General features: G+C 67.4%; 19 protein-coding genes and 1 pseudogene. 15 read left to right on the top strand and 5 right to left on the bottom strand.

Features of this window, described 5'->3' with window-relative positions; translation table 11 throughout:
• Window positions 1-3: 3 nt before the first annotated feature.
• Both ACE3N9_RS03030 and ACE3N9_RS03025 read right to left on the bottom strand, forming a co-directional pair.
• Window positions 4-426: a vgr related protein gene (locus ACE3N9_RS03030; RefSeq protein WP_374280732.1), complete on the bottom strand. Its 423-nt coding sequence runs from the start codon at window positions 424-426 to the stop codon at window positions 4-6.
• 53 nt (window positions 427-479) lie between these two features.
• Entirely contained in the window at window positions 480-989 is a 510-nt protein-coding gene (locus ACE3N9_RS03025) for a copper chaperone PCu(A)C (RefSeq protein WP_374280730.1), read from the bottom strand.
• 172 nt (window positions 990-1,161) lie between these two features.
• Here ACE3N9_RS03025 and dnaK point away from each other — a divergent pair, with 172 nt between their 5' ends.
• The gene (gene dnaK, locus ACE3N9_RS03020) at window positions 1,162-3,072 is read left to right on the top strand and encodes a molecular chaperone DnaK (protein ID WP_374280728.1); all 1,911 of its coding nucleotides are present in this window, start codon (window positions 1,162-1,164) and stop codon (window positions 3,070-3,072) included.
• A 71-nt stretch (window positions 3,073-3,143) separates the two neighbouring features.
• Window positions 3,144-4,295 carry a molecular chaperone DnaJ gene (gene dnaJ / locus ACE3N9_RS03015; protein WP_374280726.1) on the top strand — a complete coding sequence of 384 codons (1,152 nt, stop codon included), beginning with the start codon at window positions 3,144-3,146 and terminating at the stop codon, window positions 4,293-4,295.
• A 3-nt stretch (window positions 4,296-4,298) separates the two neighbouring features.
• On the opposite strand, the gene ACE3N9_RS03010 is transcribed toward dnaJ, so the two are convergent.
• Together ACE3N9_RS03010 and radC are read right to left on the bottom strand one after the other, a co-directional pair.
• Window positions 4,299-5,018: an NRDE family protein gene (locus ACE3N9_RS03010; protein ID WP_374280724.1), complete on the bottom strand. Its 720-nt coding sequence runs from the start codon at window positions 5,016-5,018 to the stop codon at window positions 4,299-4,301.
• Between the two features lies 1 nt (window position 5,019).
• Window positions 5,020-5,717, bottom strand: a pseudogene (gene radC, locus ACE3N9_RS03005) (DNA repair protein RadC).
• A 71-nt stretch (window positions 5,718-5,788) separates the two neighbouring features.
• On the opposite strand from radC, the gene ACE3N9_RS03000 reads away from it, so the two are divergent.
• From ACE3N9_RS03000 to ACE3N9_RS02965, 8 genes are all read left to right on the top strand, one after another.
• Window positions 5,789-8,977, top strand: a complete 3,189-nt coding sequence (locus tag ACE3N9_RS03000) for a YdbH domain-containing protein (protein WP_374280722.1) — start codon at window positions 5,789-5,791, stop codon at window positions 8,975-8,977.
• Window positions 8,974-9,246 carry a YnbE family lipoprotein gene (locus ACE3N9_RS02995; protein WP_374280720.1) on the top strand — a complete coding sequence of 91 codons (273 nt, stop codon included), beginning with the start codon at window positions 8,974-8,976 and terminating at the stop codon, window positions 9,244-9,246. Before ACE3N9_RS03000 ends, ACE3N9_RS02995 begins: the two co-directional genes overlap by 4 nt.
• Before the next feature lie 18 nt (window positions 9,247-9,264).
• Window positions 9,265-9,693, top strand: a complete 429-nt coding sequence (locus ACE3N9_RS02990; protein ID WP_374280718.1) for a YdbL family protein — start codon at window positions 9,265-9,267, stop codon at window positions 9,691-9,693.
• A gap of 166 nt (window positions 9,694-9,859) precedes the next feature.
• Window positions 9,860-10,180: an AtpZ/AtpI family protein gene (locus ACE3N9_RS02985; protein WP_374280716.1), complete on the top strand. Its 321-nt coding sequence runs from the start codon at window positions 9,860-9,862 to the stop codon at window positions 10,178-10,180.
• A 43-nt stretch (window positions 10,181-10,223) separates the two neighbouring features.
• Complete coding sequence (locus ACE3N9_RS02980) at window positions 10,224-11,012, top strand: F0F1 ATP synthase subunit A (RefSeq protein ID WP_374280713.1); 789 nt, start codon at window positions 10,224-10,226, stop codon at window positions 11,010-11,012.
• Between the two features lie 64 nt (window positions 11,013-11,076).
• Window positions 11,077-11,304, top strand: coding sequence for a F0F1 ATP synthase subunit C (locus tag ACE3N9_RS02975; RefSeq protein ID WP_054122335.1), 228 nt, complete (start codon window positions 11,077-11,079; stop codon window positions 11,302-11,304).
• Window positions 11,305-11,389: 85 nt separating this feature from the next.
• Window positions 11,390-11,881, top strand: a complete 492-nt coding sequence (locus ACE3N9_RS02970) for an ATPase (RefSeq protein WP_374280711.1) — start codon at window positions 11,390-11,392, stop codon at window positions 11,879-11,881.
• The gene (locus ACE3N9_RS02965; protein WP_374280709.1) at window positions 11,874-12,437 is read left to right on the top strand and encodes a hypothetical protein; all 564 of its coding nucleotides are present in this window, start codon (window positions 11,874-11,876) and stop codon (window positions 12,435-12,437) included. Before ACE3N9_RS02970 ends, ACE3N9_RS02965 begins: the two co-directional genes overlap by 8 nt.
• Before the next feature lie 68 nt (window positions 12,438-12,505).
• Here the strand turns inward: ACE3N9_RS02965 and ACE3N9_RS02960 are convergent, their stop codons facing one another.
• Window positions 12,506-14,827, bottom strand: coding sequence for a patatin-like protein (locus ACE3N9_RS02960; protein ID WP_374280706.1), 2,322 nt, complete (start codon window positions 14,825-14,827; stop codon window positions 12,506-12,508).
• Window positions 14,828-14,932: 105 nt separating this feature from the next.
• On the opposite strand from ACE3N9_RS02960, the gene radA reads away from it, so the two are divergent.
• From radA to ACE3N9_RS02935, 5 genes are read left to right on the top strand one after another with little or no spacing between them, the layout of a single operon-like run.
• Window positions 14,933-16,300: a DNA repair protein RadA gene (radA, locus tag ACE3N9_RS02955; RefSeq protein WP_374280704.1), complete on the top strand. Its 1,368-nt coding sequence runs from the start codon at window positions 14,933-14,935 to the stop codon at window positions 16,298-16,300.
• A gap of 11 nt (window positions 16,301-16,311) precedes the next feature.
• On the top strand, window positions 16,312-16,890 hold the full coding sequence (locus ACE3N9_RS02950) for a CvpA family protein (protein WP_374280702.1): 579 nt from the start codon (window positions 16,312-16,314) through the stop codon (window positions 16,888-16,890).
• A 2-nt stretch (window positions 16,891-16,892) separates the two neighbouring features.
• Window positions 16,893-17,315: an iron-sulfur cluster assembly scaffold protein gene (locus ACE3N9_RS02945; protein ID WP_374280700.1), complete on the top strand. Its 423-nt coding sequence runs from the start codon at window positions 16,893-16,895 to the stop codon at window positions 17,313-17,315.
• A 45-nt stretch (window positions 17,316-17,360) separates the two neighbouring features.
• Window positions 17,361-18,977, top strand: a complete 1,617-nt coding sequence (locus tag ACE3N9_RS02940) for an MFS transporter (protein ID WP_374280698.1) — start codon at window positions 17,361-17,363, stop codon at window positions 18,975-18,977.
• On the top strand, window positions 18,967-20,013 hold the full coding sequence (locus tag ACE3N9_RS02935) for an alanine racemase (protein WP_374280696.1): 1,047 nt from the start codon (window positions 18,967-18,969) through the stop codon (window positions 20,011-20,013). Before ACE3N9_RS02940 ends, ACE3N9_RS02935 begins: the two co-directional genes overlap by 11 nt.
• Window positions 20,014-20,026 lie beyond the last annotated feature (13 nt).

Below are 20,026 nucleotides of genomic sequence, written 5' to 3'. Positions count from 1 at the left end.
CGTTCAGACGAAGCGCACGATCCGCTCAAGCTCAGCCGCACTGGCAGCCGTGCGAGGGTTTGAGCCGCGTCGATAGAGAAAAGTGTGGGCGACGATTTCCGCCTGCTGCTCCAGCCCGTAACGCTCCAGCGGCCAGCCCTCGCGCAGGCGATAGCTGTATTGGCGGTCCCACATGCCGCGCAGCACCACCCACCAGCGGCCGCGGGTCTGGGCCTGCCAGACGTGGGTCATCTCGTGGATGAAGTGCGCTTGGAGCTCGATCCGGGCGGCTGAGAAATCGTCGCAGTAGCTGCCGGATTCGGGGTGGAAGTGGATGTGCCCCCACGGCGCCATGGTGACGTGGCGGGGGTGCAGCCACCACCACTTGCGGCGGCGGACGCGCACCTCGCGGCAATCGACGGCCGCGCCGAAGACCGAGCGGACCAACGCCGCTTCACCCGCGGTCAGCGCGCGTTCCCCGCCGGCGGGGCAGCTCTCGCTCAGTGGCCCGACCCGTGGTCCATGCCGCTCATCGCCGCCTCGCCGGCAGCCTGGATCGGCAGCTGGGTGGACAGCTTGTCGCCATCGGCGAAGATCAAGGTCAATTCGGCGGTCGATCCGGCGGTCAGCTTGGGATCAAGGTCGAACAGCATCACGTGCAGTCCGCCGGGCGCAAAGCTGACACTGGCGTTGGGGTCGATGTCCACCCGGTCGACCGGGCCCATCTTGCCGCCGACGGTCTGGTGCATTTCGGCCTTGCCGACGCCGTCGACCGCCACGGCGGCCAGGGCCACCGCCTTGGTATCGGAATTGGCCAGGGTGAAATAGGCGACGCCCGGATTACCCTTGACCGCCGGCAGGACCAGGCGCGCATCGGCCACGGCAACGCCGGGCTTGGCATCGGGCGCGGTGCTGGCGGGAGCTTCGGGCGCCTTGGCTTCCTGCTGGCAGGCGGACAGCGCCAGGCCGAGCGCCAGCGGGGCCAGAACGGTGAGGGCTTTGCGCATCATTTTTCAATCCTTTGCGGGGCGTTCGAACTTGCCTTTACGCCTAATCGGCAAGGGGCCTTGTGCCAAGCGAAACCACACCTATATCGGCCCCGTTCAAGAGCTGCCGACCTGCCTTGCCGGGAACCTGGGGGGCCTACGAAGCGGCGTCACATAAGACCAAGGATGGGTATTTATGGGTAAAGTGATCGGTATCGACCTCGGCACCACCAACAGCTGCGTTGCGGTGATGGACGGCGGCAAGCCCAAGGTCATCGAAAATTCGGAAGGGGCCCGCACCACCCCGTCGATCGTGGCCTTCACCAAGGACGGTGAACGGCTGATCGGCCAGCCGGCCAAGCGCCAGGCGGTGACCAATGGTGACAACACGATTTTCGCGGTGAAGCGCCTGATCGGCCGCCGCTTTGACGATCCGGTGACCAAGAAGGACACCGAATTGGTCCCTTACCACATCGTCAAGGGCAAGAACGGTGACGCCTGGGTCCAGGCCGGCGGCGAAGACTATTCGCCCAGCCAGATCAGCGCCTTCACCCTGCAGAAGATGAAGGAAACGGCGGAAAGCTATCTGGGTGAAACCGTCACTCAGGCGGTGATCACCGTGCCGGCCTACTTCAACGACGCGCAGCGCCAGGCAACCAAGGATGCCGGCCAGATCGCGGGCCTTGAAGTGCTGCGCATCATCAACGAGCCGACCGCGGCGGCACTGGCCTATGGCCTTGAGAAGAACGACGGCAAGACCATTGCGGTCTATGACCTTGGCGGCGGCACGTTCGACGTTTCGATCCTCGAGATCGGCGACGGCGTGTTCGAAGTGAAGAGCACCAACGGCGACACCTTCCTGGGCGGCGAAGACTTCGACACCCAGGTGGTCGAATGGCTGGCCGATCAGTTCAAGAAGAAGGAGGGCATGGACCTTCGCACCGACAAGCTGGCGCTGCAGCGGCTCAAGGAAGCCGCCGAAAAGGCCAAGATCGAACTGTCGAGCGCGCAGACCACCGAAATCAATCTGCCCTTCATCACCGCCCGCATGGAAGGCGGCGCGACCACCCCGCTGCACCTGGTCGAAACGATCACCCGCGCCGACCTTGAAAAGATGGTTGCGAACCTGATCGAGCGCACCAAGGAACCGATGAAGAAGGCGCTGGCCGATGCCGGCCTGAAGGCTTCCGACATCGATGACGTGGTGCTGGTCGGCGGGATGACCCGCATGCCGCGCGTGCGCGAAGTGGTGAAGGAATTCTTCGGCAAGGAACCGCACACCGGCGTGAACCCGGACGAAGTCGTCGCCATGGGCGCGGCGATCCAGGCGGGCGTACTGCAGGGCGACGTCAAGGACGTGCTGCTGCTCGACGTGACCCCGCTCTCGCTCGGCATCGAAACGCTGGGCGGCGTGTTCACCCGCATGATTGATCGCAACACCACGATCCCCACCAAGAAGAGCCAGGTGTTCTCGACCGCCGAGGACAACCAGCAGGCGGTGACGATCCGCGTGTTCCAGGGTGAACGCGAGATGGCCGCGGACAACAAGATCCTTGGCCAGTTCGACCTGGTCGGCATTCCCGCCGCCCGGCGCGGCGTGCCGCAGATCGAGGTGACTTTCGACATCGACGCCAACGGCATCGTGAACGTCAGCGCGAAGGACAAGGGCACCGGCAAGGAACAGCAGATCAAGATCCAGGCGTCGGGCGGCCTTTCGGACAACGACATCGAACAGATGGTCAAGGACGCCGAAAAGTTCGCCGAGGAAGACAAGAAGCGGCGTGAAACGGCGGAAGCCCGCAACAACGCCGACAGCCTGGTCCATGCCACCGAACAGCAGCTGGCCGAGCATGGCGACAAGATCGACGCGGACCTCAAGTCCGAGATCGAGGCCGCCATTGCCGAAGCCAAGACCGCGATCGAAGGCGGCGATCCCGCTGAAATGACTGCCAAGACCCAGGCCCTGACCGAAAAGGCCATGAAGATGGGCCAGGCGATCTATGAAAAGGAACAGGCCGCCGCAGCCTCGCCGGGGGCCGACAAGCCCGCCGGGGACGACGACGTGGTCGACGCCGAGTTCTCGGAAGTCGACGAGAACAAGGGCTGATCAGGCAGATGAAAGGGGCCTGTCGCCGCGCTTGCCGCGCGGCGGCGGGCCCGCTTTCCTGAGGGGGCCACATGTCAGCCGAACTCGACTATTACGAACTGCTTGAAGTCAGCCGCGACGCGGATGAAGGCGTGCTCAAGTCCAGCTATCGCAAGCTGGCGATGAAATGGCACCCGGACCGCAACCAGGGCGATGCCGACGCGGAAGCGAAATTCAAGGCGATCAGCGAGGCGTACGAATGCCTCAAGGATCCGCAGAAGCGCGCGGCCTATGACCGCTTCGGGCACGAAGCCTACAAGAACGGGATGAGCGGCGGGGGCGGCCCCGGCGGACCCGGCGGGATGGGCGGCGGCTTTTCCGACCTGGGCGACATTTTCGAAACGATCTTCGGCAGCGCCTTTGGCGGTGGCGGTGGCGGCGGGCGCCAGCAGGCGCGGCGCGGCGCCGACCTGCGCTATGACATGGAAATCACGCTGGAAGAGGCGTTCCATGGCAAGCAGACCGAAGTCGACATCGAGGTCAGCAGCCGGTGCGAGCCGTGCGACGGTTCGGGCGCGGAGCCGGGCACCGGCACGCGGCGCTGCAACCTGTGCGGCGGCCACGGCCAGGTCCGGGCCCAGCAAGGCTTCTTCATGGTCGAGCGCACCTGCCCGACCTGCCACGGCCGGGGCGAGGTGATCGAAAAGCCGTGCCGCGCGTGCCGTGGCGAAGGCCGGGTCGACCAGCCGGTCACCCAGCAGGTCGACATTCCGCCCGGGGTCGATACCGGCACCCGCATCCGCCTGCCCGGCAAGGGCGAGGCCGGGCCGTTCGGCGCGCCGGCGGGCGATCTCTACATCTTCATCCACATCCGCCGCCATCCGGTGTTCGACCGCGACGGGACCACGCTGATCACCCGCGTGCCGATCACTTTCACCACGGCGGCGCTGGGTGGGGAAATCGAGATTCCGGGCCTCGACGGCGAAGTGAACACGGTGACGATCCCGGCCGGGATCCAGTCGGGCAAGCAGCTGCGCAAGCGCGGCGTCGGCATGCCGGTGCTGCAGGGCCGGGGCCGGGGCGACCTCGTGATCGAAATCATGGTCGAAACCCCGATCAAGCTGACCGCCCGCCAGAAGGAACTGCTGCGCGAGTTGCAGGAAACCGAAACCGGCGAGGAATGCCCCCAGTCGAAAGGCTTTTTCGACCGGCTCAAGCAGGCCTGGGAAGGGCTGACCGAGTAAGGCTCAGGCCGGCCAGGTGAAAGCCAGCGTGCTTTCCCCGGCCGGCTTGCCCTCGGCGGCGAAGCGGCGTTCGATGATCGTGCCGCGTCCGGCGTGATCGATCAGCACCACGGTTGAAGCCCGCGTGCCGTAAACCGGATCGGCAATGAACACGCCTGAAAAGTCCGGCCTCGGCCCGTTAGGCGGCGGGGTGGGGTCGAGTTCGCGGTCAGCCAGGGCCAAGAATAACGCGGCGGGATCAGCGCTGTCCTGCGCCAGCCAGGCTGACAAGGCGGATTCCAGGCTGAGCGTCTTGCGCCAGGGCCGGTCCAGCGCGCCATTGGACAGGCCGTGAATGCCGGGCGCCAGCAGCCGGGCCAAGGGCGCGGGATAATTGCTGTAAAGCCAAGCCTGCGCGCCGCTGGCGACAAACAGATTGAACGGGTTCATCGCCGCCGTATCGCCCAGTGCTTCGTTCAGCAGCCAGTCCGTGACCAGTCCCCCGCGCGAAGCGAGTTCGGGCCGGGGATAGCCATCGACCCGGTAGTTGGTGACCAGCGCGAACCGTCCGGCCGGATGCAGGCCGAGCCAGGTCCCGCCCGCCGCCAGATCGCGCCCGGCGATGATCCCGTTGTCCCACTGTCCCAGCGGCGCGGTGGGGCGGGTATGATATTCGTCGCGGTTGCCGATCGCGATAAGCCGCCAGCGGGAATCCGCATGCCAGGCGATGGCGGCAACGCACATGTCAGATCAGCCCCTTGGCCTTCAGGCTGACATGGCCCTGCCGGCCGATGATCACGTGATCGTGGACGACGATGCCCAGCAGCCGCCCGGCCTCGGCAATGCGCTGGGTGATCTGCACGTCGGCGCGGCTTGGCTCGGGCGAGCCGGAGGGGTGGTTGTGGACCAGGATCAGCGCGCTGGCGCCGCTGTCGAGTGCCTTGCGGACCACTTCGCGCGGGTGGATCGCGGCTTCATCGATGCTGCCTTCGCTGATCAGGTGGTCCAGGATCAAGCGGTTGCGCGTGTCGAGGTATAGCACCCGCACCCGTTCGTGGTTGAGGTGCGCCATGTCGATCGTCAGGTAATCGAGCAGCGCCTGCCAGTGCCCAGCACCGGCTGTTCCTGCACCCCCGTGCGCGCCATGCGCCGCGCGGCCAGCGCCACCACTTTCAGCGCGGCGGCGCTGGTTTCGCCCATGCCGGGGTGATTGGCCAGCGCGGCGGGATCGGCGTTGAACACCCCGGCCAGGTTGCCGAAGCGGGTGATCAGGCTTTTCGCCAGCGGCTTGACGTCGCGGCGCGGGATCGCGGTCATCAACAGGTATTCCAGCACTTCGTAATTGGCCAGCGCCTCGCCCCCGCCGTGCAGCAGCCGCGCGCGCAGCCGGGCGCGGTGGCCGGCGCCGTGGTGGACCTGGTCTTCGCTGTCGGCCACGCGCATCCTTCCTGTAGCCAGCGCCATTCGCCGATGCAGCATTGCCTTTCCCGGCGCGAACGCGCAAGCATGAGCGCATGGACGAGGCCGCGCCCGAACCCCCTGATCTTGCGCCCGAACCTGCACCCGATGAACCCGAGGCGCGCAAGCCCCGGCGCAATTGGACCGTGCTGGGACTGGTGCTGGGCGTGTCGGCGCTGGCGCTGGGCGGCCTGTGGCTGAGCCGCGAGATGATTGCCGACAAGGTGATCGTCAGTCAGCTGGAAAAGTACAAGCTGCCCGGCACTTACACGATCGAATCGGTCGGCGTGCGCCATCACGTGCTGCGCGATGTCGTGATCGGCGACCCCAAACGTCCCGATTTTACCGCCGAGCGGGTGGAAGTGGACATCGTCCTCACGCTCGGCGTGCCAACGCTGGGCCGCGTCACCCTGGTCAAGCCGCGGCTCTTCGGCGCATATCGGGACGGCAAGTTCAACTTCGGCACGCTCGATACGGTGCTGGGCGCGCAGGCCGAGGGGCCTTCCGGCCTGCCCGACATGGAACTGGTGCTGCGCGATGGCCGGGCGCGGATCGAAACGCCGCTGGGCGTGGCCGGGGTCAAGGCCGACGGCAGCGGCAACCTGAAAAGCGGTTTTGCCGGGATCGCCGCCGCCGTCCTGCCGCGCGCCCGCTTCGGAGCCTGCTCGGCCGAGGGGGCGACGCTGTACGGCAAGCTGGCCACTAGCGGCGGCGCGCCGCAGTTCACCGGGCCGCTGCGCGCGGCGCGGCTCGCCTGTCCGGACCTGGCGCTGCGCGATGCGGCGGTGCAGCTCGATGCGCGCAGCAGCGCGGCGTTCGACAGTTTCAGCGGCAAGGCGGCGCTGTCCACCGGGGCCGCGCGCGCGGCCGGCCAGTCGCTCGCGCGGCTTGGCGGGCAGGGCGATTTCACGCTGAAGGGCGGCAATCTGACCGCCAGTTACAAGCTGTCCGGCAATGACCTGGGCGGCGCGGTGCAGGCCGGGACCGTGACGCTGGATGGCATGCTGCGCTCACGCGACAGCTTCGCGGCGATCGACGCCGAAGGAACGATCGGCGGCAGTCAGGTCCAGCCCGGCCAGGCGCTCGACGCCAGCCTGACGCAGGCGCAACGCTCGCTCGGCGAAACGCTCGCCGCGCCGCTGATCGGGGCGATTCGCCAGGGGCTGGCACGCGAAGGGCGGGGCAGCCGCCTGCAGGCCGCCTATGTCCTGCGCCGCACCGGCGCGCTGACCAGCCTGGTCGTGCCGCGCGGCACGCTGCGCGGCACGTCTGGTGCGAATGTGCTGGCAGTGTCCCAGCTGCAACTGGCGCTGGGGGGCAAGCGCGGGCCGCACATCTCGGGCAACGTGGTGACCGGCGGCGCCGGCCTGCCGCGCCTGACCGGGCGGATTGAACGCCAGCCAAGCGGGCAGGTGCTGGCCCGCTTCACCATGCCTGAATACCGCGCCGGGGATGCCGCGCTCGCCCTGTCCGGGCTGACCATGGCGCTGTCGCCGCAGGGCACGCTCGGCTTTTCGGGGCGGGCCACGGCCAGCGGGGCCTTGCCGGGCGGGCGGGCCGACCAGCTGCAACTGCCGCTGGAAGGCAACTGGTCAGCCGCGCGGGGGCTGTCGGCGCTGCGGCGCTGCACGCCGTTCGCGTTCCGCTCGCTCAGCCTGTTCAACGTCACGCTCGATTCGCGCACGGTCACGCTGTGCCCGGGGCCGGAAGGGGCGATCCTGCGCAGCGACGCGCGCGGCACGCGGCTGGCGGCCGGCGCACCCTCCCTTCAGGCCAGCGGACGGCTGGGCAGCACGCCGATTCGCCTCGCCAGCGGCCCGATCGGTTTTGCGATTCCCGGCACGCTGGCCGCGCAGCAGGTGGGGGTGGAACTGGGCGCGCCCGGATCCGCCAACCGCTTTACCCTGTCCAACCTGACCGCGCAGATCGGCGCGGACGTGACCGGGCATTTCACCGGCACCGATGTAAGGCTGGATGCCGTCCCGCTCGACATTTTCGCTGCCGATGGCGACTGGCGCCTCGCCGATGGCGTGCTGACCATCGCCAACACCGCCTTCCGCCTGGAAGACCGGGAAAAGGATGAGCGTTTCCGCCCGCTGATCGCCCGCGATGCCGCGCTGGTGCTGAAAGACAACCGCATCACCGCCGAGGCCCTGCTGCGCGAACCCTTGAGCGACCGCGAGGTGGCGACAGCGGCCATCCGGCACGATCTGAACAGCGGCACCGGCAGCGCCGACCTCGCCGTGCCGGGCCTGCTGTTCGACAAGCGCGTCCAGCCCGACACGCTGAGCTACCTCGCGCTGGGGGTGATCGCGAATGCCCGCGGCACCCTGACCGGGACCGGGCGAATCGACTGGAACCCGCAGGACGTCACCAGCACCGGCCGGTTCAGCACCGACAAGCTGGACTTCGCCGCCGCTTTCGGCCCGGTCGAAGGAGTATCGGGCACGGTGGTGTTCGACGATCTGCTGGGGCTGGTCACCGCGCCCGACCAGCGGCTCAAGATCGCGTCGATCAACCCGGGGATCGAAGTGTTCGACGGCGAGGTTTCCTTCGCGCTGCAACCCGGCCACGTGCTCCAGGTCAACGGCGCGCACTGGCCGTTCATCGATGGCACGCTGCAATTGCAGCCCACCCGCATGGTGCTGGGCGCTTCGGAAGTGCGGCGTTTCACGCTGAAAGTCACGGGGATCAGCGCCGCCTTGTTCGTGGAACGGCTGCAACTCGGCAACCTGGCGGCCAGCGGCTATTTCGATGGCGAGTTGCCGCTGGTGTTCGACGAGGAGGGCGGCTGGATTCGCGGCGGCCTGCTGGTGTCGCGCCCGCCGGGCGGCAATATTTCCTATGTTGGCGAGCTGACCTACAAGGACCTGTCGGCGATGGGCAATTTCGCCTTCCAGACGCTGCGTTCGCTTGATTTCCGGCGGATGCAGATCGGGCTGGACGGCGCGCTGGACGGCGACATCATCACCCGCCTCAAGATCGACGGGGTGCGCCAGGGCGAAACGGCAAAGAAGAATTTCCTGACCCGCCGCCTGGCCGGGCTGCCGATCCAGTTCAACATCAACATCAAGGCGCCGTTCCAGCGCCTCGTCACTTCGTTCAAATCGCTGTACGACGATACCTATGTGCGCGATCCGCGCTCGCTCGGGCTGGTGCCCGGTGCCGCTGCGCCGGTTCCCGCACCAGCGCCGGCCGCCAAGCCGGGCGTCATTCAGCCTCCAGACAGCAGGAATGGGCCATGAAGAACCCGCAATTGACCAACCGCGCCCACATTGCGACAACCGGTCCGATGGACAGGAGCAAGCGTGGGAAACGGTGGCCGACCCGGCGAGGCGTGAGCGCGCTGGGACTGTTGGTGGGCGGCACGATGGCGCTGGGCGGGTGCATTTCGGTTAATGCGCCGGACAAGCCGATCGTGATCGAGCTGAACATCAACATCAAGCAGGAGGTGGTCTATCGGCTCGCGGCGGACGCCGGGAACACGATTCAGGACAACCCCGATATTTTCTAGGATTTTGGAGAACAGCTGATGATGCCGCTTCGTGAACAGACCCGCCGCAAGCCCGCCATGCTGGTGGCCGGGGCGGCCGTGCTGGCCGCGCTGGCGCTGGCGGCTCCCGCCTCGGCGCAGCAGCGCGACCCGGCCTATGCCGCCGCGCGGGCCAACGGGCAGGTGGGCGAGGGGGCCGACGGCTACCTCGGCTTCCCAGTGCCGCCCAGCCCGGAAATCCGCCATCTGGCTGAAGACATCAACATCAAGCGCCGCGCGCTCTATGCCGACAAGGCCGAAGCGCAGAAGGCGACGATCGACGATTACGCCTTCACTGCCGGCTGCCTGGCGATCAAGCGCACCGCGCTGGGCGAAAAGTACGAAGGGCCGGACGGCAAGTGGTATACCCGCACCGGGGCCCCGCCGCTGGTCGACAGCCGCTGCCCGACCGTCGCCCCGGCGCAGTAACGCATCCAACCCGTTAAACGGGCAGGATCAGGGCCTCCTTCCACATTGCGTGGGGGGAGGCCTTTCTCTTGGTGTTGACTTGGATGCCGTGGCTGCTAAGGGGTCGGCGCCCTCGGCGGGCAGCCGTTGCCCGTGCCGTGTTTGCCTGCATATCAGGGGAGCTGGCATGAACGACGAGCCACCTGCACGAGACCCCATTGGCGAAGATGCGCGGATTGACGCGCTCGATGCGCGGCTTAAAGCCGCCAAAGAGCGGGAAGATCAACGCAATCGCCCGCAGGGAACCGTTGAAGCCGACGCGAGCTATCGCCTCGGCAGCAAGGTTCTGGCGGAATTGCTGGGGGGAATCGGTGGCGGTGCGTTCATCGGCTGGGTCATTGACCAATTTGCCGGGACCGCCCCCTGGGGTCTGTTGGCAGTGATGTCCCTCGGGATCATCGTGGCCTTCAGGAACATCATCCGGATGTCGTCGCAGCGCCCCGAATAATGGGCGCTGCTGCGCATATGACGAAGTGAAAGAGGCAGGACGCGTGGCAGCCGAAGGCGGAAAAGTCGACCCGATGCACCAGTTCTCGATCGAGCCGATGTTCGGCACCGATCACTGGCAACTCGCGGGCTATAACATCGCTTTCACCAATTCGGCGCTGTGGATGGCGATTACCGCCGCCGTGCTGTTCGTATTCGTGTGGGGCGGAATGAAGCGCCAGCTGGTGCCCGGCCGCTGGCAGATGGCGGTCGAAAGCCTGACCGGCTTCATCGACAACCTGCTGGCCGCCAACATCGGCCCGGCCGGCAAGAAGTATGTGCCGTACATCTTCTCGATCTTCAGCTTCATCCTGTTCGCCAACCTGCTCGGGCTGCTGCCCTTGATGCTCGTCGGCGTCCATCCCTTTACCCCCACCAGCCACTTCACCGTGACCGGCGTGCTGGCGGTGCTGTCCTTCGCGATCGTGCTGATCGTCGGTTTTGCCCGGCACGGCCTGCACTTCTTCTCGCTGTTCGTGCCGCATGGCACGCCGTGGTGGCTGCTGTGGCTGATTCCGATCATCGAACTGATCTCGTTCCTGGTCCGCCCGTTCAGCCTCGCGCTGCGACTGTTCGTGGCGATGATGGCTGGCCACGTGCTGCTGGAAGTGCTGTCGAGCTTCGTGATCGACAGCGCCAATTCCGGCCTGCTGTGGGGCAGCATTGTCGGCTTGCCCAGCTTCCTGCTGATGGTTGCCATCTGCGCGCTCGAGCTGCTGGTGGCGGGCATCCAGGCCTATGTCTTCGCGCTGTTGACTTCGCTGTATCTCAACGACGCCGAGAACCTGCACTGAGTTTTCTCTGCACTAAGTTTTCCAAGTCAATCCAACCGAATTCTAAGGAAAAGGAGTTATCACTATGGAACCTGCAAGCGCCAAGCTGATCGGTGCTGGTCTCGCTGCCATCGGCGCCGGCATGGCCGCCATCGGCGTCGGTAACGTGTTCGGTTCGTTCCTGGAAAGCGCGCTGCGCAACCCGGGTGCCGCCGACGGCCAGCAGGGCCGCCTGTTCATCGGCTTCGCCGCCGCGGAACTTCTGGGCCTGCTCTCGTTCGTCGTCGCGATGATCCTGATCTTCGTCGCCTGACCTCACGAACCTGATACCCGACCGGTTGGTCGCCGCCTCCTGACACGTGGGAGGCGGCGCCGGCCGGGCAAATGCGGACGCTCCGATGCCTCAAATCTCGCAGCTCGCCGAGACTTATGCCAGCCAGGTTTTCTGGCTGCTGATCTTCTTCGGCTTCATCTTCTTTGTCATCGGCCGGGGCATGGTGCCCAAGGTCATGGCCACCGTTGAAGCGCGCGACAAGCAGATCGCCGCCGACCTTGCCGCCGCCGAGACCGCCCGGTCTGCCGCGAATGCGGAAGAGGATGCGTGGCGCGTCCAGGCCAACACCCAGCGCGGTGAAGCCCAGGCCGTGATCGCCAAGGCCAAGGCCGAAGCGGCCAAGGCCAGCGAAGCCCGTCTGGCGCAGGCCCAGGCCAAGATCGACGCCCGCGTGGGCGACGCCGAGGCCCAGATCGCGACTGCCCGCAGCGGCGCGCTCAAGGAAATCGAACAGGTTGCGGCCGATGCCGCCGCCGATATCGTCTCGCGCCTGGCTGGCGTGAAGGTCGATGCCAAGGCTGCCCAGGCAGCCGTGAAGGAGGCGCTCAATGGCTAACCTGCTGGCGCTTGCCGTCGCCGCCGCGGCCGAACATGGCGCCGCTGCCGCCGAACATGGCGGCGGTCACGCCGAACCCGCCGCGCTGGGTCTGACCCCCGGCATGTGGGTGGCGCTGTCGATGGCGCTGCTGATCGCGATCATGGTGTGGAAGAAGGTCCCGGCGCTGATCGCCTCGGGTCTGGATTCGGGCATTGCCGGTATCCGCAAGCAGCTTGACGAAGCCAAGGCGCTGCGCGCCGAAGCCGAAGCGCTGCGCAAGGAATATGCCGACAAGATCGCTGGCGCCGAAAAGGAAGCCGCCGACATGCTGGCCCATGCCCAGCACGAAGCGCAGGCCATCGTCGCCAAGGCTGAAGCCGATACCACCGATCTGATCGCCCGCCGCGAACGCATGGCGGAAGACAAGATCGCCGCCGCCGAACGCGGCGCTGTGGCCGAACTGCGCGCCAAGGCGGCCGAAACCGCGGCCAGCGCCGCGCGTGGCCTGATCGCCGCGAACCACGACGCCAAGGCCGACAAGGCCCTGGTCGACGGGGCGATCGCCGGCCTTTGACGCATTTATCCGGTTGGAGAGGGAAAGGGCGGCCTGCGAAGGCTGCCCTTTTTCGTTGTGGCCAGCGCTCAGCCGGCGGCGGCCAGCACTTCGGCGCGGATGGTGGCGACCAGCTGCGGGTCGGACCGCAGACGGGCTTCCTCGGCATCGAGAATCGCCAGGAAGGCGTCGCGTTTCAGCGCGGCCAGTTCCGCCGGATCGATGATCGCGCCATGCGGCAGGCTGGACGCGACGAGGTCGATCATCCGTTCCGCGCCGTGCAGCCGACCCCACAGGTAATCGTTCTCGCGGTAGGCGCGGCTGAAGAAGGCCCCGAAGTTGTAGAATTCGACCCCGCGCAGCGTCTCGCGCGCACCGCCGGGCCGAATCGAATTGCAGTCGTTCGGGCTGATCCGGTCGACCTTGGCCGGTTCGATCTCGCTGGTCCCGATCCCCAGCAGCAAGGGCAGGGTGACCGTGTCGTAATAGGGGAACCCCAGATAGGTCAGCAGGATCCGCCGCCGCAACTCGCGCGGGGCGTCCTGCAGCGCCTCGGCCAGCAGCGCATCGACTACCAGGTCGGTCGCGCCAAGCTGGCGGCGCGTGGCGATGGTTGCCAGCACCAGGCCGGGATCCTCGAACACCTGCCGGGCAATCGCCGGAAAGTCGCGTCCCAGCGCTGCGCTCGTCTCGCGGTCGAAATAGAGCGCCAGCGCGCGGTAGACCACTTCACGCGCCGCCTCGCGCGCGGCGGGGTGCTCGGCGTCGATGTCGTCCCAGTCCTCGGACAGGCGGCGGGCGAGCAGGCGCAGGCGGCGGATGCGGTAGCGCAGGTCATGCTCGCGGTAAAAGGCGACGGTCGCTTCGGACGCGCCGCCTCTGGCCGTTGACAGGTGGTCGAGCCCGTGGGCGGCGAGATGTTGTTCGAGGTGCTGAGCAATCGTGCTGGCATCAGGCAGCGCCAGTTCCGGCGCGGCGGCCAGCACGTCTTCGGCCAGGCTTTCGACGATCCCGGCAAACTTGACCTGGCCATAGCCGTGATAGGCAAAGCCCGCGCGCCGCGCCGCCGATTGCTGCGCGCGGCCACGCCACTTGGTCAGTCGTTCCTGGCTCGGCCGGTCAAGGAACAGGGTGTGGCCGAATTCCGCCTCGACCGCCTGTTCGATTTCCGGGCGCAGCGCCTCGATCAGGTGGCGCAGCGCGCCCAGCTCGCGCGAGCGCCTGGCGATGACTTCAAGGTTGTCGCGCACCGGCTGTTCGCGCGGGATCGAGGAGAGCGAGCCGAAGATCACCGAGAAAAACCCCGGTGGGCGCGGATCGCCCAGGCGCAGGCCGCCGATCCGGTCGGGCTTTGGGTCGATGTAGACGAAGCGGCGGTCCACCTCGCGCTGCGCGGGGCGGTCGCGCAGCACGTTCATCGCTTCGGCAAAGGGCGCATTGACCAGCACCGACCCGTCGATCAGCGAGACATGCTCGGCATCGCCGCGCTGGCTGTGTTCGGGCATGATCCGTTCGACAAAGGCGGTGCGGCTGTTCCAGCCTTCGCCGCGCTCAGCCGCCAGCGCGTCGATCTCGGACAGTTCGAGCGAGGGGAAGGCCCCCGGAAAGCTCGCCGTGGCGCGCGCCGCGTAAACCAGTTCGAGCGGCGGAGCGAGGCAGCCGCCCGGCTGCTCGGGCGTATCGGCGCGGAACCCGATTGACAGGCGATGCTCGCTCTCCTCGATCGTTTCGGGGGAGTGGAGGTGGAGCCGCTCAAGGTGGCCCTTGAAGTCGGTCGCGGTGACGAACAGGTCAAGCGGGTGGCCGGGCGGGAGCAGCGGCAGCCCGGCAGGGGCCTGGGCCATCGCGTCGAGCGCCTCGCGCAGCAGGCGCGAAAAGCCGAGCCCGCCGAACGGCGCTTCGAACCAGCGCGAACGGATCAGCCGCGACAGCTTGGCCCGCACCTCGCTGCGGGTTTCGCGTGCGACGCTGGCGGAGACCACGTTGCCCGGCCGCTTGAGCATCCAGTAGACCAGCGGCATCGCCCAGAACTTGCTGATCCGCGACCACGGCCGCGCATCGGGATCGAGCAGCACGTCGACGTCAGCGCGTTCCAGCCATAGCTCGGTCAGCGGCTCCAGGCTTTGCCCGGAATGGATCGCCTGGGCCAGGAACACCCCGTTGATCCCGCCCGCGCTGGCACCCGCGACGATATCGGGCAGCACCCGCAGCCGCAGGCCGTGGTGCCGTTCCATCAGGTGCAGCAGCCGGGCATAGACCGCTTCGGTATCGCCCTGCGGCTCCTCTCCGGCGAGCTGGGCGCGGCTGGCGCGGGCGAGCTTCCACAGCTCCTTGGTCACGCCATGCATGTAGACCGCCAGGCTTACCCCGCCATAGCAGACCAGGGCGATGCGTAGTTCCTTTTGCCGCATGGCCGCACTGTGGCAGATTATGGCTAACCACGCCAAGCGCTTCGCATCGGGGAATGTGCGGATTGGTTGCTTGCGTTCTTGCTACGTTCCATTTATCGCCAGGCCATGGCCAAGCCCAAACGCCGTTATGTCTGCCAGTCCTGCGGCAGTGTCACCCACCGCTGGCAGGGCCAGTGCGCCGATTGCGGCGAATGGAATACCTTGAGCGAGGAAGCCCCCGCCACGGTCTTTTCCGCCAAGCACGACCTGTCGTCGGGCGGGCGGGCGATCCGGTTCGAACCGCTCGACGCGCCGGGCGAAGTTCCCAAGCGCCGCTCCACCGGGATTGCCGAGCTGGACCGCGCGCTGGGCGGCGGGCTGGTGCCGGGCAGCGCGATCCTGATGGGCGGCGATCCGGGCATCGGCAAATCGACCTTGCTGCTGCAAGCCGCGGCCAGCGTGGCCAAGGCGGGCGGCACGGCGGTCTATATCAGCGGCGAGGAAGCGGCCGGGCAGGTGCGCCTGCGCGCCGAACGGCTGGGCCTGGCCAATGCGCCGATCCAGCTTGCGGCGGCAACGTCGGTGCGCGACATCCTGACCACGCTGGGCCAGATGGATGCGCCGGCGCTGCTGGTGATCGATTCGATCCAGACCATGCATTCCGACACGATCGAGGGCGCGCCCGGCACTGTCAGCCAGGTGCGCGGCTGCGCGTTCGAGCTGATCCGCTATGCCAAGGAAACCAACGCCGCGCTGGTGCTGGTCGGCCATGTCACCAAGGACGGGTCCATCGCCGGCCCGCGCGTGCTGGAACACATGGTCGACGTGGTGATGAGCTTCGAGGGCGAACGCAGCCACCAGTACCGCATCCTGCGCAGCCTGAAGAACCGCTTTGGCCCAGTGGACGAGATCGGCGTCTTCGCGATGGAAGGGCAGGGGCTGCGCGAGGTCGGCAATCCCTCGATGCTGTTCCTCTCGGGGCGGGAAAACCCGGTGCCAGGCAGCTCGGTATTCCCGGCAATGGAGGGCACGCGCCCGGTGCTGGTCGAAGTGCAGGCGCTGATCGTTCGGCTGGCCAGCGGCGCCACTCCGCGCCGCGCCGTGGTGGGCTGGGACAATGGCCGCATGGCGATGCTGCTGGCCGTGCTCGAAGCGCGCTGCGGGCTGAATTTCTCATCCTGCGAAGTCTATCTGAATGTCGCGGGCGGCTATCGGCTGACCGATCCGGCCGCCGACCTGGCCGTGGCCGCCGCGCTGGTTTCCGCGCTGGCGGACAAGCCGCTGCCGGCCGATGCCGTATGGTTCGGCGAAGTGTCGCTGGCGGGCGAGATTCGGCCCGTCGCCCATGGCGGCATCCGCTTGCGCGAAGCGGCCAAGCTGGGCTTTGGCAGCGCCTTCGGCCCGGCCGAAGTGCCCGGGGGAAGCGACGGATCGCGCTATCGCGGCCTCGCGCTGCTACCGAACCTGGTTGACCGGATCATGGGCGGGGCGTAACCCATTGGCCCATGACGGGTTTCGACATTGCGATCATGATCCTGATCGGCCTTGGCGCGATCACCGGGTTCATGCGCGGGCTGGTGCAGGAAGTGTTCTCGCTCGCCGCGTGGGTCCTGGCGCTGGTCGCAATCCACAATCTGCACACCCCGCTGAGTGAACAGCTGGTCCCCCATGTCGGGACCGAATCCGGCGCGGCGGTGCTGGCTTTCGCCATTCTGCTGCTGGTCCCCTATGCGATCTTCCGCCTGCTGGCCGACCGGCTGGGCCAGGCCAGCCGGGATTCGGTGCTGGGCCCGATCGACCGGCTGCTGGGCTTCGGCTTTGGCGGGATCAAGGGCACGATCATCGCGGTCATGGCCTTTTCGGTGCTCGTGCTGGGCTATGACACGGTCTGGGGCGTGGGCGGGCGGCCGACCTGGATCACTCAGTCGCGCAGCTATCCCTTCGTCAACGCCGGCAGCGAAGCGCTGGTCAGCATGATCGCCGAACGCCGCCGCGCCGCCGTTGAGGCCGAACAGGCCAAGCTGGACGCGGATGCCAAGGGCAAGCCCAAGGCCAGGCATTCCGCCGGACGCAAGGCCGACTGACCATGAGCGGTGCCGCGCGGCTCTATTCGCCAGAAGTGCTGGCGCTGGCGACGCGGCTGGCCGCCTTTCCGCTGGATGAGGATCTGCCCCTGCGCGGCGCGGCGCGCTCGCCCGCCTGCGGCAGCCGGATCGAACTGGGTCTGGCCTGCGACGCGGCAGGCGCGATTGCCCGGATCAGCCTCAAGGCACAGGCCTGCGCGATCGGCCAGGCCGCCGCCGCTATCTTTGCCGATGCCGCAACCGGGCGCAGCCGCGCCGATCTGGCCGCCACGCTCGCCGCGCTGGAAGCCTGGCTGGCCGGCACGGGGGACCAGCCCGACTGGCCGGGGCTGGCGGCGATTGCCCCGGCGCGCGACTTTCCGGGCCGGCACGGGGCAATGCTGCTCCCCTGGAAAGCCGCGCTTGAGGCGCTTCCCAGCGCCTGAAACCGCCGCTAGAGCAGGCGCAATGCAACAGGCGGGAGAACATGCATGAGCGAGCCGGCACGCCACCCGGACGTCAATCCCAGTGCTTCGGAAATCCGGTTGGTCATCGCCGCTTCATCGGCGGGCACGGTGTTCGAATGGTATGACTTCTTCATCTACGGCACGCTTGGCGCGATTCTGTCGAAGACGTTCTTTCCCACCGGCAACGCCACGCTGGAAATGCTGCTGTTCTGGCTGGTCTTCGCGGTCGGCTTCGGCTTTCGCCCGCTGGGCGCGGTGCTGTTCGGTTATCTCGGCGACAAGCTCGGGCGCAAGTATACCTTCCTCGTCACCGTGACCCTGATGGGGATTGCCACGGCGGGGGTCGGGCTGATCCCCTCGGCGGACAGCATCGGATACTGGGCGCCGGCCATCGTCATCCTGCTGCGAATCCTGCAGGGGTTGGCGCTGGGCGGCGAATATGGCGGCGCGGCGATCTATGTGGCGGAACATTCCGCCTTCGCGCGGCGGGGCTATTACACCAGCTATATCCAGGCCAGCGTGGTTGGCGGCTTCGTGCTCAGCCTGATCGTGGTGCTGGGCTGCAAGGCCTTGATGAGCCCCGAAACCTGGAACGCGTGGGGCTGGCGCGTGCCGTTCCTGCTCAGCCTGGCGCTGCTGGCGATCTCGCTGTGGATGCGCCTCAAGCTGTCGGAAAGCCCGGTGTTCCGTGCGATGCAGGAAGAAGGCGAACTGGCCGGCAATCCCTTTGTCGAAAGCTTCACCTATCCCGGCAACAAGCGCCGGATCTTCATCGCCCTGTTCGGCGTGGCCGCCGGGCTGACGGTGATCTGGTACACCGCGATGTTCTCTGGCCTGGGCTTCATCAAGACCGCGATGCGGGTGGATGACACCACGGCCGAAATCCTGGTCGGGATCGGCGCGTTCCTGGGCATGGGGTTCTACCTCTATTTCGGGCACCTGTCGGACCGGATCGGGCGCAAGAAGCCGATCGTCATCGGCTATGCGCTGACCCTGCTGCTGCTGTTCCCGGCCTATTGGCTGATCGGCAATGCCACGCAAAGCGCGGCGGGCGGCCAGCCGTGGACCATCGCCGGGCCGGACTGCCGCTACAGCCCCTTCGCGCAGCAGCAGGAAACCGAGTGCGGCAAGCTGATCGGCGATTTCAGCGCGGCGGGCATCGCCTATACGCTGGAACATGCTCCGGCGCTGACGCTGACCCACGGCGTGCAGGCGCTGGACCTCACCGGGCTGGACTGGAAGGACGCCAAGGCGCGCAAGGCCCAGATCGAGGAACGCGCCGGGACCAAGGTGTTCACCATGGACAAGATCAAGCCGACGCTGGGCCAGTCACTCCAGATCATTGCCGGGCTGCTGATCCTGATGGCGCTGTCGGGGGCGACCTATGGCCCGGTGGCGGCATTGCTGGCGGAAATGTTCCCGCCGTCGATCCGCTACAGTTCGATGTCGATCCCGTATCACATCGGCACCGGCTATTTCGGCGGATTCCTGCCGTTCATCGCCGCCTACATCGTCGCCAAGACGGGCAATCCCTATTCGGGGCTGTGGTACACCTGGGTCGTTGTGCTGGTGGCCTTCCTGGTGGCCTGGTGGGGCCTGCCGAACGGCAAGCCACGCGATTTCAGTGACGATGCATCCTGACTTGCCGCCGCCAGCGCTGCGGCTGAAGCTGGACGGCGAGGCGCTGGCGGCCAACTGGCGCGCGCTCGATCGCCTGTCGGGCGCGGCCTGCGCCGGGGCGGCGGTCAAGGCCAACGCCTATGGCCTGGGGGTGGATTTCGCTGCTCCCGTGCTGCGCGATGCGGGCTGCGAGGACCTCTTCGTTGCGCACTGGGCCGAAGTGCCGGCCTTGCTCGATCACGTTCCCGCCAGCGGCGTAGCGGTGCTGCACGGCCCGCTGAGCGCTGCGGACGCCGCCTATGCCCGCGCCGTGGGCGTGCGCCCGGTGATCAATTCGCTGCCCCAGGCCCGCCTGTGGGCCCAGGCCGGGGGCGGGCGCTGCGACGTGATGGTCGACAGCGGGATGAACCGCCTCGGGCTGACCCTGGCAGAGCTGGCCGATCCGCTGGTCCAGGCGCTCGACGTCGAAGTGCTGCATTCGCACCTCGCCGCCTCGGAAGAGCCGGACAATCCGCTCAATGCCCGGCAGCTCGCCCGCTGGAACGAGGCGCGCGGCGCGCTGCGGCATCGCCGCGCGGCCTTGGCCAACAGCGGCGGGATCATGCTGGGCGCGGCCTATCACGGCGACCTGACCAGGCCGGGCATCGCGCTTTACGGCGGGGTGCCCTGCGCCGCGCTGGAAGGCGTGATCGCGCAGGTCGTCACTCCGCAGGCCGCGCTGCTCCAGGTCCGCGATGTCGAGATGGGGGAAGGGGTCGGCTACAACGCCACCTTCATCGCCCCGCGCGCGATGCGCATCGGCGCGGTCAGCCTTGGCTATGCCGATGGCTACCTGCGCTGCTGGTCGGGCAAGGGCCGGTTGCGGCATGGTGATGCGGTGCTGCCGGTGGTTGGCCGGGTGTCGATGGACATGACTCTGGTCGACCTGTCTGCTGCACCCATGCTGCGCGAAGGCGACTGGCTGGACGTCACCTATGCCTTGCCCGCCGCCGCTACGACAAGCGGGCTTTCGCAGTACGAGCTGCTGACCCTGCTGGGACGCAGATTCCTGCGCTGAACCGGCCATATTG

This window comes from Novosphingobium sp. (genome assembly GCF_041905565.1).
Taxonomy (GTDB): Bacteria; Pseudomonadota; Alphaproteobacteria; order Sphingomonadales; family Sphingomonadaceae; genus Novosphingobium.
Note: the sequence above shows the minus strand (reverse complement) of the source record. Positions and strands in the feature narration are given on the sequence as shown.